Source organism: Chitinophagales bacterium (assembly GCA_019694975.1).
In the GTDB taxonomy this organism is placed as follows: Bacteria; Bacteroidota; Bacteroidia; order Chitinophagales; family UBA10324; genus JACCZZ01.
The window spans coordinates 248,271-263,109 of sequence record JAIBAY010000004.1; the positions used below are offsets into that span (position 1 = coordinate 248,271).

8 protein-coding genes are annotated in these 14,839 nt (G+C 45.5%); 2 read left to right on the forward strand and 6 right to left on the reverse strand.

Translation table 11 applies throughout. The features are described from left to right. Positions 1 to 23 precede the first annotated feature (23 nt). The 4 genes from K1X61_09685 to K1X61_09700 form a co-directional block, all read right to left on the reverse strand. The gene (locus K1X61_09685; protein ID MBX7108906.1) at positions 24 to 1,808 is read right to left on the reverse strand and encodes a T9SS type A sorting domain-containing protein; all 1,785 of its coding nucleotides are present in this window, start codon (positions 1,806 to 1,808) and stop codon (positions 24 to 26) included. A 33-nt stretch (positions 1,809 to 1,841) separates the two neighbouring features. Beyond that, positions 1,842 to 3,800: a hypothetical protein gene (locus K1X61_09690; GenBank protein ID MBX7108907.1), complete on the reverse strand. Its 1,959-nt coding sequence runs from the start codon at positions 3,798 to 3,800 to the stop codon at positions 1,842 to 1,844. A gap of 165 nt (positions 3,801 to 3,965) precedes the next feature. Then, positions 3,966 to 7,022, reverse strand: a complete 3,057-nt coding sequence (locus K1X61_09695) for a tetratricopeptide repeat protein (protein MBX7108908.1) — start codon at positions 7,020 to 7,022, stop codon at positions 3,966 to 3,968. A gap of 113 nt (positions 7,023 to 7,135) precedes the next feature. Then, positions 7,136 to 7,888: a LytTR family DNA-binding domain-containing protein gene (locus K1X61_09700; protein MBX7108909.1), complete on the reverse strand. Its 753-nt coding sequence runs from the start codon at positions 7,886 to 7,888 to the stop codon at positions 7,136 to 7,138. A gap of 240 nt (positions 7,889 to 8,128) precedes the next feature. Between K1X61_09700 and K1X61_09705 the strand changes: the two genes are divergently transcribed. Continuing rightward, entirely contained in the window at positions 8,129 to 11,107 is a 2,979-nt protein-coding gene (locus tag K1X61_09705; GenBank protein MBX7108910.1) for a M4 family metallopeptidase, read from the forward strand. A 73-nt stretch (positions 11,108 to 11,180) separates the two neighbouring features. Here the strand turns inward: K1X61_09705 and K1X61_09710 are convergent, their stop codons facing one another. Then, the gene (locus K1X61_09710) at positions 11,181 to 11,717 is read right to left on the reverse strand and encodes a glutathione peroxidase (protein MBX7108911.1); all 537 of its coding nucleotides are present in this window, start codon (positions 11,715 to 11,717) and stop codon (positions 11,181 to 11,183) included. Between the two features lie 70 nt (positions 11,718 to 11,787). Here K1X61_09710 and K1X61_09715 point away from each other — a divergent pair, with 70 nt between their 5' ends. Continuing rightward, complete coding sequence (locus tag K1X61_09715) at positions 11,788 to 12,195, forward strand: 6-carboxytetrahydropterin synthase (GenBank protein ID MBX7108912.1); 408 nt, start codon at positions 11,788 to 11,790, stop codon at positions 12,193 to 12,195. A 157-nt stretch (positions 12,196 to 12,352) separates the two neighbouring features. Here the strand turns inward: K1X61_09715 and K1X61_09720 are convergent, their stop codons facing one another. Further along, entirely contained in the window at positions 12,353 to 14,560 is a 2,208-nt protein-coding gene (locus K1X61_09720; protein MBX7108913.1) for a sulfatase-like hydrolase/transferase, read from the reverse strand. Positions 14,561 to 14,839: the final 279 nt, after the last annotated feature.

The following is a 14,839-nucleotide window of genomic DNA, read 5'->3' on the forward strand; positions in this document are numbered from 1 at the left end:
ATGTTCGCTCCCGATGAATGATGCTAATCATGTTGAATGATCAGTTTGCTCACCATGGGTTCCCCGTCAACAGCTACATAACACAGGTATGTTCCGGATGCAAGAGCACCACAATCGATTGCAAGCTGCTGAGGGCCTGCTTCGTACAGCCGGCTGTCATGCTTAGTGATCAGTCTGCCCTGCAGGTCAACAATGCTGATGGAAACAGATGATTTTTTTTCAAGTTGAATGGAAATGGTTGTTTCCTGCGATGCCGGATTGGGAAAAATGTTCATGGTCAGCAATGAGCCTGAAGATTCATGCTGACTGATGTTCCCATCCTGCATCCGCAGTGCGTCACATCCTGCTGTTTTCGCCTGGAAGGTTGCGCCGCCTCCGGCATAAAAACCGGCTTCCAGAAGTATCCAGTCGCCGGCACTCCAGACTACCTCTGCGCCACCGGTAACTTCGTAGGTGCTGACATGTTGAATGGTATTGATGGCTGTTATACTGCCATAGATATTACCGTCAATAAACTCGGGATAGAAGAAAGACTTGTTGCTCACAACCGTTTCGAAGTCCGCGAATTCACTTTCATTTTCATCCAGCGCTCTTTCATTATGTTCCTCGGCTGCAGTGCCCAAAGGCTTGCTGGTTCCCGGATAATTTACGTCGGGCGTGGAGAAATACTGAATACGCTGGCAGTTATAGCCATTATCATCACATTCATCATCATACGCCATCACGGTACGCACTTTTTCAGAATGAATGATGTAGCCATGGTTGTAATCTCCGGAGCCATCCACGTACAGATCGTGACGCGCACCCATGAGGTGGCCGATCTCATGCGGGAAGGAAAGATTATCGATGGCACTGTTCCGCTCCACCACGCAAAAAGCTGAGCCATAGCTGGCGAGAATGGTAGCGGCCAGCCCGACGTAGTCGCCGTCAAAATCCTCTGCAATAAGGATACAGAAGTCAGCATCATACTGTTCACGTTCACTGAAAACATCATTGAACTTTTCATCTGTTAAACCGAATTCCCATTCAGCCAGTGCATCATCAATATCCTCAGAGGCAACATCATTATAACTTCTCACATAAGCGATCTCCATCTGAAAATTAACCTGGCTGTTCGCGTAAATGGTATTGGATAGTTCAGCGCATTCCAGAGCGAAACCAACTGGATCCGCTTCATTGGACGCGGCAATCTGATCGAAGCCCACCAATACCCTGATGTAACAATCATTGCCGCCGCTGCGAAGATCATCCGCTTCCGGTAGTTCAAAGCGGGGCTTGTTGAATTCCTCCGGAACAACCACACCCTGTTTCATTCTTTCATATTGTGCCTGCGATTCCTCTCTCGGCGCATATTGCTGATTGATGACGTAGATGATGTGGCGGTTGCCGCCCAGCGGGCGGATGCTGTAGACCAGCCTTGGATTGACTGCAATGTTGCCGTGAATCATGCCGTTATGCCATACCAGTGTTGCGGTAGCACCGTCAGCGGATTTGCCGCACCAGGCCACTAAACTTTCCGACTGTTCATTTCTGCGGGTTAGCGCAAAAGTGATTCCGGCAGATTCGGGCAACTGGAGATTCAGTTCCGGTGCAGCAGGATCGAAGGAAAATTCAGCATACCAATGCTGCAAAACGAATTGGCTTTTTAAAGCGCCGGCAGCATATGCTCTTTCTTTGGTGCTGAGTGCGGCCTCATCCAATGGCCTGTACGTTACTGCAGATGGTTGTGCCTGCGCCGCCTGATGATGAGAAACCAGCCATGCAACCATCAGCAAACAGTAACCTGTGAAGACGATAATTTTTTTCATGGTAGTAAGTTGAAGTGTGTTGAAAGCAGGATACTATTTTACTTCCATGGCACTCACTTTCTCTGCAAGGGCCGCATTTTGCTTTTGCAGGTCGATCACATATAAAGTGAGCTCTTCAATTTTCTGCATCATCTTATGTTGCATTTCGCCTACCGACAGTCCGTCAGCCTGTACTTCTTCTGCTGATGGGATTCCCGGCAGGTGATTGTTATTGGTGATGAAGCGCTCGAGTTCATGCAGCGGCAGAAGATGATAATCACTTTCAAAAACATAGTCAGGCCATGAAGCGGTTTCCACTTTCAGCTCACGGCAGGCTACCTTACCTTCTACGGAGAGTTTGTAGCCAGTCTTGGGAGTGGATGTTCCCATGCCAATACGGCCGTCAGAAAGGATAAACAACTGATCACCTGTTACATTATTACCAAAAATGATATTGCCTGAATTGCTTGCTATCTTCAGGTTATTGCCTGAACATTGGATAAATGCCTTTTGCGCGCTGGAATTGTAGAAATCAATGTAACCATCTGTGCCATCCAGGCGCATGAGTTCGTTGGATCCTTTCAGGTGTAGCAGGGCTGAAGGAGTGGTTGTGCCGATACCCACTTTACCGTTCGACTTCAAGGTCATCACCGTAGATGATCCTGCCGTGAACTGCACCTTGCCACCGGAATTGGATCCGACCGTGCCCAGTCTCAGATCATCGCCGTTTTGCTGCAGGTAGCTTTTTGCTACAGCATTGTTGAATAGTTGAATGTAAGGGTTCGTTCCATCAAGCCGCAATACTTCGTCTGTTCCGTTGATGTGTAATTTGACGGCGGGAGCTGTTGTGCCAAGACCTATGCTGCCTGCCACATACAATCCGTTGACAGGCGGAGTGCTTGCACTTCCTACCGATACACCTCCGGTACTGCTCACCAGTAGTTTGGTTGTATTGTTTACCTGGGCCCTGAAAGCATCTTCGCCTGCATCTGAATTTATATGCACTCTTGCATTGGGATCGGCCACATTGAAACCGCTGCGGCCTGTGCCATCCACTACGAAACGTGGTGTTCCTGATTCGGGACCAACTAAAAAGGCATCTCCTGCAAAATCAGTATTCACATGTAACTTCGCTGTCGGCAACGAAGTGCCGATGCCTGTTTTTCCGTCATAGTCAATAAAGAATCTCGTATAACCAACATTGTCACCAAAAATATTGCGCACCTGTTGAATATAGAATTGATTGTTCTCTGCCGTTGTAGACGTTCTTCCCAGGATCTTCCATTTCGATTCATCGCCGATAACATTGGTAAATGAAGAAAGATATATACGGGCATAACCGTCGGTGCTTACTTCTTTCAGCCAGACATGCGGATGATCAGCATCGCCTGATTTGCTGATATGCATGAAAGCCTGCGGCGCCACGATGCCGAGTCCGATCTTCTCTCCGTTATCATACAGTGTTCCGTCAACCAGTGAAGATCCGTTCCACCTGGGAATAAAGTTGCTTGTAAGGCCACTGATAGGTGGAGAAACCCAGCTTAATGCGCCGGTACCATTGGTGGAAAGTAACTGTCCGCTGGTTCCATCGGTGCTGGGCAGCGTCCAGATGTTGTTGGAAATGATGGTAGCCGGTGCTCTGAAGCCTACATAGTTTGATCCGTTGCCGGTTAACTCGGAAAAACGCAGCTCACCGGTTGAAGGAAGCACCGCACCATTGGGTTTCAGGTTCAAGGCTCCGGTAGAAGTGCCGGTAGGCGTAATGTCCATCATCGTTGATGGAGTGGACGAGCCGCCAATATTAATCTTACCCATAAACCATGCATCTTTCCATGCAGCGGTGGATGTGCCCAGGCTTTTGCTGTTGGTGGCGCTTGGCACTAAGCTCTGATTGACTGCCGTAGGCGCAACGAGATTAGATAGTGTGGTGTTGGCCTGAGCGGATACCTGCAGGTTAAAGGCACATACTAGGATGGCGACTGCCGGTACAATGTGTAACAGGGATTTTTTCATGATTGAAAAGTTTTGGTTGAATAGATTGATGGGTCAAAGATGCATGCTGTATTACGGTAAGCTAATTCAGTTTTCCGAACGGCAGCCTGTAATTTCCAATTGGTATTTTCAGGCAGTCTGCAACACGGTTTGGCAGTGCTATGCACGATGCAAAGCGTGCACGGTTCATGGAGTTGGAATGGCCGGATCACGGTTAATGGCGGAAAGAAAAGTGATCGCCTCGCAGATGGCTGTTTCAAATTGAAGCAGCATTTTCGGTAATTCATCTGAGGTCATCTTTTCCGCTGCCATCTGCTCCATTTGAGTGGCATGATGATGCAGGTTTTGCAGGCCAAGCATCACCAGTTGTGGTTTCATCGAATGAAGCAGGCGTTTGAAAAGTCCGGCATCATGTCTTTCCAGTGCGCTTTTTATCTGTGAAATTGCAAGTGGTGCGGAGTGAATGAATTTTTCAATATACAATTTCATCAGGTCAGCGTCGCCCGCGCAATATTTCGACAGTGCCGATAAATCAACCTGCCCGTTCTTTTCTTGTATACCGGGAGTCAGCAACGCTGTTGGTTGAATTTCTGCCGTGCTCCATCCCAGCACGCGTGCCATGACGAGCAAGAGTTCAGCAGCTACAAATGGCTTTGCAAGATGTGCGCTGATGCCGGCTTCAAAACCTGTTGCAATTTCTTCACGGGTGGCAGAAGCGGTAAGTGCAATGACAGGAATATCTTTTTTATCTGCCGGAAATTGCTGTCTTATTTTTTTGGTGGCCTCATAACCATTCAGCTCAGGCATTTGAACATCCATGAGTATCACGTCATATGATTCTTCAGAAAGCGCCTCCATTGCTTCGCGCCCATTTTCCGTAACATCTATTCGCATAGAAGGCACCAATCGCTTCAGTGATTCAACAGTTACCAGCTGATTGTATTCATTGTCTTCTGCCAGCAGTATTTTAAGCGTTGCAAACCTGGAATAATCTATTCGCGCAACCGGTGTGTGAACCCGCAGGTAAGCTTCCTCCGTTGAATTTTCATAACGTATGGTGAAGCTGAAAACGGAACCTTTGTTTTCTTCACTCACCACACTGATCTCGCCGCCATGCAACTGCACTATTTGTTGCGCAATGGAAAGCCCCAGTCCTGTTCCGCCGAATTTGCGGGAAGTATCAAGAGCAGCCTGCCTGAATGATTCAAAGATGGTGTCGAGCTTTTCTTTTGAAATACCGATGCCGGTATCTTTAATCCGGAAGGTTACATCCGTATGGCGTATGCTGGCATCATTGGTATTTATCTCAGCACGTACACCACCTATCTCCACCATCACCTTGCCTCTTTCTGTGAACTTGATGGCATTGCCAATCAGGTTGATGAGCACCTGGAAGAGCCGTGTGGAATCGCCGAGTACATATTCCGGCACCTCATCACTGATGGTCATGACTGTTCCTAACCCCTTTTCTTCCGCTTTATGTCGTAAGGTGTTCATCACGTTCTCTGCCACTGCACGGATGCTGAAGGGTGATTTTTCAAGTTCCATTTTACCTGCTTCGAGCTTGCTGAGATCCAATACATCATTCAGGATCACCATCAGGTTCTCCGATGATTTGCGGATAGCATCCAGGTAAAATTGTTGTTGTTCCGTGACAGGTGAATCCAGCAACAGGTCGGTGAGACCGATGACTGCATTCATGGGTGTCCGAATCTCATGACTCATGTTAGCCAGAAATCTTGATTTGAACTGCTCACTTTCTTCCGCCCGCAATTTCTCCTGCTCAATCACTTTATTTTTTGCTTCTAATGCTTTAGCTGTTTTTTGTTTGAGCCAAAACCGGTTAAACAGCAGGCCAATTATGATCAGCAGGAATACAGAACCGGCAATAAACAGGTTGCGGATTTTCTTTTGGGCGGCCAGCCGTATTTCCGCAGCATCATCCTTCTTTTGTTGCTCCGCTGCTGCCAGTGCCACCTTGTTCTGGTATTCAAATTCAAACTGCTTTCTCAATACATTTTTCCTGGCGTCCCTGCTTTCCACACTGTCGCGTGCAGCAAGATATTCGAGCGAGAAAGCATAGGCATTGGTAAAATCTTTCTTGCTGCTGTAAACATCCATCAGCAGGCGTGTAATGGATTGCATGTTTCGCGCATTGCCGTTTATCTTAAAATATTTGTAGGCAGCCTTCAGCAGCAACTCGGCACTGTCTGTCTTTATGCCTTTGCGGAGAAAGGCGCCGGCCAGGCTGGTGTAAGTTTCCAGTAGCTGCGCTGTATCTTTTGTTTGCTTTGCATAGCCGATACTTCGGCTATAGAAAGTAATCGCTTTGTCGTAGTCTTCGAGGTTTGCCCAGGTGGAGCCAATGTTGGAATAGGATTTTGCCAGTGCAACCGTGGTGCCGATCCTGGTACGGATCTGCAGGCTGCTGTCATAGTACACGAGGGCTGAATCATACATTTTCATCTCGTCGTAAATTCCGCCGAGATTATTATAGCGCAGTGCTATGGCGTGTTCATCTTTTACCTGCTTGGAGATCCGCAACGACTTGAAAGAATATTCGAGCGCCTCTTTGTAGAATTCCATCTCAAAATAGATCTGCCCGATGTTATTCAGCTCAACTGCAACATCGGCGTCGTTGCCAAAATGCTCGTCGAGTTTCATGCCGAGGAACAAGTAATCGAGCGCTTGCTGGTATTGGCCTTTGATCCGGTATAGATGGCCAAAGTTGGAGTAAGCAGTGGCCAGTTGTGCGGAGTCATTTGATGCGATGGTATAGGGCAGGCTCTTGTTGAGCCAGTATATGCTCGTATCGGCTCCCTTATAATTATACACCACTGCGAAATCATTATACACCAGCCCGATATGAATAGAATCACCTGCCTGTAATGCTGTTTGAAGTGTCAGTTTGAGGTATTTGATACCTGAGTCGGATTCCTCCGTATACCTGTTGTAATAACTGGAGATCCAATAGTAAGCTTCCGCCTGCTGATAGCGGTAAAATTTTTTGTTATCGCGCTGAAACGAGGGTGGCAGCGATTGCAGTAAATCCATGGCACGGTTCGCGAAAGCCAGCGAGATGGTATCTTCCGCTTCCAACGCCAGCCTGTTCAGCAAAACAATTCTGCCCGTGTCACTCGTCTCCTTATCTAAAACACGTTCCAGCGAATCAATAACCGGTGTTTGCCCATATGCAAGCATCACGATCAGCATTGTTACGAAAAAAGATATGCTGTGCTTCATGGGAGTTATATCAGAAAAATGTGGTGCTGCGAGTTAAGGTAATCTTATTAAACGCCAGGTGCTGACTTCCCTTCGGCAGGGACGATTTTCCCAACGGAAAACCGGATTGTTTTTTATGAAGTCTTATTTCTCAGCACGGATTCAATCTCCGCTTTTCTTCTCCGCGCCACTTCCACTTTCGATTCGTCTTTCATCAGCAGATAACCGGAAGGCAGGTAACGGATCACATATTGTATGTTTATGAGGTGTGACTTATGCACCCGCAGGAAACCATTTTCCTGCAGCAGTTCTTCATACTCCCGCAAAGGTTTTGATGCGAGAAAGGTTTTGTGAGAAGAGAGAAAAAATTTTGTGTAGCTGCGTTCTGCTTCGCACCGGATAATGTCGTCGGGATGAAAGAAGAAGACGCCTTCCGTAGTGGGTATGGCGAGCCGGAAGTCTTTTACCTCCCGGCTTTGAATGGTTTGCAGCAGATTCTGATAGAGCGCCGGCCGGTGATGCACGTAGTCTCTTTTTTCAAGATGCCGCTGAATGGCCTGTGCCAATTCCTCTTTCTGCACCGGTTTCAGCAGATAGTCGAGGGCACTGAACCGGATGGCTTTGATGGCATATTGCTGAAAAGAAGAAGTGAAGATGACATCGAAATTTTTTGCTGCAATCATATTCAGCAGGTCAAAGCCTGAGTATTGCGGCATCTCAACATCGAGGAAGATCAGATCAGGTTGCTCCGCATCAATCAGCTGCCGGGCAAGCATGGCATCACCTGCCAGAGAGATAGAAGAAATTTCGGGCTGATATTTTTCAATAAGCAGCTTGAGTGTATCTCTCGACTGATCATCATCATCCACTATAAGAGCTCTGATCATTAGTCTAATGTAATACTAGTTATCGGTTCAGACGTATCAGCGGGCAATAATTGAAGTGAAGGATTACTTAATCAAATAAAAGACAGGGTATTATCTTTTGCCATTGTATCATACAGTAATCAGCTTCAAATCAGAAATCGGAGGTTCGGATGCTATATTATTTCCTTATATTGTACGCACCAGGCCTGATTCAAAAGATACTTTCAGCCTGCGCTTCAGTTCACTTCAACCTTGCATAATATGCTGAAAACCGCTTTTCTCAATACTGTTCTGTGCATTTCCTTTTTTACCTTCAGTTTTGCCCAACAGAAATTAAGAGATCTTGCCTGGAATGAGCGCACGGAAACTACCCATTATGTTTCCATCCCGGATTCAGCAAAATTTGCTTTCGATGCCGGGAAACTGCCGGCAGACCTAGGGCTGGAGGCTAACAGCAATCTCCGGTTACTGAATGCGGAGACGGATGCATTGGGATTCACGCATTACCGTTACCTCCAGACTTACCTTGGTATACCTGTTGAAAATACCATGTATATCGTGCATGTGAAGTCGGGCATGATCAGTGGCATGAGCGGTAACCTTGTCAAAGGATTCGGTGAGGATATGCTTAACCATGCAAGTGCTGTTGTGCCCATGACGGCAGCGATGGAGGCTGCCATGCAATCCGTAAAAGCAACTGTTTATCTAACCATGTCCGAACGGATGTTGGCTAAAGTGGCCGATCCTGAATTGGTCTGGTATTGTGCAGGAAGTAAAATCAATACCCGCCACTTACGGCTTGCTTACAAAGTAGATGTGTTTGCATCAGAACCGCTCAGTCGTGCATGGATATTTGTGGATGCGCAGACAGCAGCGATATTAGGCAGCGAAGAGCGTATGCATGCTGTTGATGCAACAGGAACGGCTGCTACAGCTTACAGCGGCAGCGTTACCATACACAGTGACCTGAATGCGGGTGTTTATACCCTGCATGATCTCACACGGGGGCAAGGAATCTTCACATTAGAACAAGGTGGCGGTGACTATACATCAACTTCTTCCAACTGGACATTGAATGGATTCAATCAATATGCATTGGATATTCATTTCGGCACGGCAGCTACGTATGACTATTACCTTACCAAATTTGGCCGTAACAGCCTCGACAATGCCGGCCTGCCGCTCTATAGCTACCTGAACATTACTATGCACGATAATGCAAAATGGGATGGTTCTTCCATGATCTACGGTAAGGTATCATCTAACAATACGGGTGTGTCAAGCATAGATATTTGCGGACATGAACTCACGCATGGGCTTACCCATTATACCTGTGGTTTGCAGTATCTTCAGGAACCGGGTGCCATCAATGAGAGCCTGAGCGACATCATGGGAAAATGTATTCAGTTCTATCAAAAACCAGGGGATGTGAACTGGGTGATAGGCAATGATATGGGTTGGAAAGTACGGGACTTATCAGATCCGAATCTGTATAGTCAACCCGATACCTATTTGGGTACTTATTGGTGGACTTCCTCTAATGATAATTATGGAGTGCATTATAACAGCGGTGTAGGTAACTTTATGTTTTATCTTTTAGTAAATGGCGGCAGCGGTACCAATGACAATGGTGATAGTTATTTTGTCGATGCTATCGGGCAAAGCACTGCCGAACAGATTATCTACCGCTCACAAACCGTCTATCTTTTCAATCTGTCGGAATACAGCGATTGGCGGGAGGCCTGTATCAATGCTGCAACGGATTTGTATGGTGCATATTCAAACGCTGTGATACAGGTAAAAAATGCCTGGTATGCTGTCGGAATCGGCTTGCCCGGAAATGCACAGCCATCGAATGCCTGTAATAAGCCGACCTCGCTCAGTGCATCCGGTATAACCTCTTCTTCCGCCGTAGTGACTTGGACAAGCGTGATCGGATCATTGGGTTATAACATTCAATATAAGCCATACGTCGGAACACAATGGACTACAGTAACTGCATTGCCGTTGTCACCAAGTAAAACACTTACAGGCTTAGCCTGGGGAACACTGTATAACTATCGCATACAGACGAAATGTCTTGGCGGTTTTTCTGTCTATACCACTGATAAAGTTTTTTCAACTACATCACAGGGGGAAGTGTATTGTAAGTCAGGCGGCAACAGCAATGCAATTTATGAATACATTGACTATGTGAATCTCGGAAGTATCAGCAGGGCATATGCTTATCCGGATGCCGGCGGTTATTATAATGCCACCAACCTGAGTACGGTGGTAAACAAAGGATCATCCTATACACTGACTGTCAGTGCCGGGTTCAATGGTTTTATGGAAGCGGATGTGTATCCGGAAAAATGGGCTGTATTTGTTGACTGGAATATAGATGGTGATTTTACAGATGAAGGTGAAACCGCCATAACCTTCAATACCACAGACGGGAGCAATAAAACTGTTACACTGGCTGTTCCTTATGGAGCATCTACGGGTACAACCCGTATGCGTGTGAGCATGAATTTTGAAAGCACGCCCACCCCATGCAGCACCTTCAGCTATGGTGAAGTTGAAGATTATACACTCGATTTGCAGGCGCCACTCTGTACAGAAACTTTTGAACCCAACAATGCCAAAGGAAATGCGAAAACAATTGTGACGAATGCAGATATCTTGTCGCAGATCAGCAGTGCAACCGACGAAGACTGGTTTGCATTCAGCAACAGTGCGGCTGCAAGCAATATTAAAGTGAAAATATCTTCGCTGCCTGCAAATTACAATCTCAAGTTTTATGATACCAATGAAAACTTCGTAACGGAGTCCAAGAAGGGAGGCACGACGAATGAATCCGTCATCTTCAACACCGGCGTAACAGGTATATACAAAGTGAAAATATATGGTAAGAATGGTGCGTTCAGCAATTCACAATGCTATATCATTAATGCAAAAATCAGCGCTACGCCATTCAGGTTGGAAGAAGATGTGCCATTCGGCAGCGATGAGCCGGTGGTGTCAATTTATCCGAATCCTGCCAATTCCAACCTCAATGTTGCAGTTAAAGGATTTGCCGGTGAGAGCCTGACGGTAATGCTAACTAATATCATGGGACAGGTTTTATTACAGCAAGAAACATCCGTTTCGGAAGATGTTTTTCAATTGAATGTTGAGAATCTTCCGGCTGGAATCTATTTTGTTCGACTGAAGGCGGAAGAATGGCAGGCTGTTAAGAGATTGGAGATTGTGCGTTGAAGCATCGCGCCGGGTTCATTACCTTACACGGTTATCAGGCTGCAAAATACGCGGCAAAATATTGCATCATGCCTCATTTTTCAATCGCGGCAATCAGGGCAGGATCAAATGGTGCCACCTTTGATTTGAAATGACAGACATATTCACCTGATTCATTCACGAGGTATTTGTTGAAGTTCCAGCTTACTTCGGAGTCTTCCACACCATTTAGTTTTTTCTCCGTAAGCCAGTGGTAGATGGGCGCCATATCTGCTCCTTTCACCGAAATTTTTGTCGCTAACGGAAAGGTGACATCATATTTGGAAGTGCAGAATTGCAGTATTTCCTGGTTACTGCCGGGCTCCTGACCCATAAAATCATTGGCAGGAAATCCGATGATAACGAGTTGATCACGATATTGACGGTACAACTTCTCAAGTTCTTCATACTGTGGCGTATAGCCGCATTCGGATGCAACGTTCACGATGAGAATCTTTTTACCTTTGAACGAGGCAAGGTCAATTGTGCCACCATCTATGGAAGTCACTTTATAGTTGTAAATAGTTGGGGCCGGTTGAGGTACGCAAGGCATCATGGCCAGGAAGATGCAGCTTAAAATCATATTGATCATTTTTCGGAGTATGTTTTATCAAGGCAAGTTAATAACCGTATAACCCAATTAAATCAAAATTGTTTCAACCATGCGTGTAGCTGTTTACAGAAAAGAACATTTTAATGCAGCGCACCGTCTGTATAGAAAAGATTGGGACGATAAAAAAAACGCCGAAGTATTTGGTTTGTGCAGTAATCCCCTTTACCATGGCCACAACTATTATCTCGAGGTGAAAGTAACCGGTGAAACTGACCCGGAAACAGGATATGTGATTGACCTTAAAGTACTCAAGGATATCATTAAGGAAGAAGTGCTGGATAAATTTGATCACCGAAACCTCAATGAAGACACTGCAGAGTTTCGCAACCTGAATCCAACTGCCGAAAACATAGTATGGGTGATCTATGAAAAGATCCGCAGGCGGCTGGATGTGAAATTTGATGTGGCCGTCAGGCTGTATGAAACGGAAAGGAATTTTGTGGAATACCCGGGCTGATATGCCCTGATCATCAGCGGTTCAAAGAGAGAAAACATCATTTCACAACACTGAATTCAAAAAGCATCTGTTAGCTTTGAACGCACATACGAATATCGCAGGGTGTATTTGGCGGTGAAATAAAAAGACACTGAAGTTAATTTTGTGAGTCCGGCTATTATTCGCCAACCATTACCTTTTCCGTATAGGTGCTATTTCCCTTTGTGAGTTTAACGATGTAAAATCCGGGTGACCAGCTTTTGCAGTCAACCACCATATTCATTACATCAGCCTGATCAATATTTTTCCGGAAAACCTGCTCACCGATTGTATTTGAAACTTCTACACTGATGTTTTCCCTGTTGCCGGCTTCATTAAAACTCAGGATAAAATAGGATGAAGCAGGGCTGGGCCATAACCTTAAAATGCGGTCATTGATATTTTCGTTTTCATCCCCATTGCTCAGATCTTTTTGCGGGTTTGAAAGGTTGCAATTGGTAGAAACTGGTGTATAATCACCAACTGAAGTCCTGATGCTGTCCAAAATTGTTCTGTACGACTGAATAAGAGCGGTATAAGAGGAGTTATTTATCAGGTTAGTGTTTTCTTTTGGGTCAGCGGCGATATCATAAAATTCTTCCACCGCACTGGTGCAATAATGCTTCACATACTTGTATTGTGATGAGCGTACTGCCCTGATAGAAGGAGCCCCGGATTCGCCCGCATATTGATAGAAGAAGTATTTCCTTTGTGCTGAACCGTCTGCGAGTTTCCGGATAGACGTTCCATCCATATTATAAGTATTGGTAATGTGTGCTGCATCAAGAATGGTTGGAGCGATATCAATATTGGTGGCCATTTTATCATTATAGACGGTGCCCGGCTGAAACCACGATGGAAACCTGACGTAGAGCGGCACACGGATAGATTCTTCCTGAGCAATCTGTTTTGCTTCCAGTTTGTGTTCTCCTCTCATATAACCATTGTCAGATGAATAAATTACCATCGTACTGTCCAGCTTATTATGTTGTTCCAGCCAACTCATGATTGATGAAACATTGGATTCTACGCTTGCCAGGTTTTGAAATTCCAATAATGTAAGTGAATCGGTCTCTTGAGAGCTGTAATTCCAGTTATGTGTATCATAAAAATAAGAAGGGTAATTAATACTGTATTTACTGAAATTGGAAGGGAAAGGCATCGTTTCTGTCGTGTAGAGATTCAGATCTGCCGGCCTTGGCACATTAGGCCCATGCGGAACCCGGGTAAAAAACATAAGCAGGAATGGGCTTGACGAAGGCACGCTGTTCAGGAAGTTCAATGCCAGCGCCTGATAGTTATCGGAAATATGCCCCTGCATGGTAGTGTCCGGGCTGTTGTTAATATTGAAATTGGCATTTATGTAAATGTTTCCATCGCTGGTAGCCCAATAATTGAATCCGGAAGGCTTGCCCTGCAATTGCCCGTATTTACCTACGAATCCTGTATAATATCCGTTATCCTTCAATATCTGTTGGATCAGTGGCAAGCCATCATACATGCGCGTACTATTATCCAATGCACCATGATGATGCGCATATAAACCCGTATAAATGGAAACGCGGCTGGGTGCACATTGAGAGGTAGTGGGAAAAGTGTAGGTGAAATTGGCGCCTTCGTAAGCGATGCGGTTGATAGAAGGTGTAAGGAACCAGGAAGGACCGCCGGACGGCTGATAGTTATCGTATCGTCCGTCATCTACCAGGAAAATCACAAAATTGGGTTTGTTAACAACCGGAGGCGTGGTGGTGGTCGTGAATGTTACCGGTGTAGTCCATTTGGATACATCGGTTCCGCAAACACTCTGTACACAAACATCGTAAGAGGTATTTTTTAATAAACCGTTAAACTGGTAAGATGTTGACTGAATGTTGGACAAGACAGTATATCCGGATGCCGTATGCAACTTATAACGCACTTTGAAGACACTGGAACCGCATTGCGCAACCCAGGAAACAGTTGCCTGATTTTGGGTGATATTTAAAACGGAAACAGCAATTGGGTCGGCGCATTTTTGGGTGGTTTTGTTAACCTGCTTCCAGCCGCTGTTTTCATTATTCGAGCAATAAGCTGCAACGGCAAAAGTATAATCAGTATTTGGTGTTAATCCTGTGAAGTTAAAGGAAGTGCCCGTGATGATATCCGGTAAAAGGATAAACGTTCCTGATGCCAGTTTATACTTTACCATATAATAAGATGCCCCGTTAACAGCATTCCAGGTAAGCGTGGCATTACAGCTATATAAATTAGGCATGGCTACATTACCCGGCTTTGCCAGGTTACATTGTGCAAATACATTAACGGTCAACAATAATCCGGGTAATAACAGGGTAACAATTCTTTTCATACCAATTAGTTTATGCTATTTAATCTCATCGCCATTCGGTCAGGTAAACTGCCTAATGTTGAAAAGTCACAAATTCTGTTACTCAAAGCAGGCATTCATAACAAAAGACCACCCTGCAGCTGACTGATTGTTACCGACACTAATTTCATCCTATAATCTGGCAGAAGCCTTGATTAAGAGGATGTTATGCCTATCTAAATCTCAGTAATTTGAACCGTGCCATCAAAAATGCTACCGCTACTATTGCATTTCCAGGAGGTCGGTTCCTTTATTAAGAAG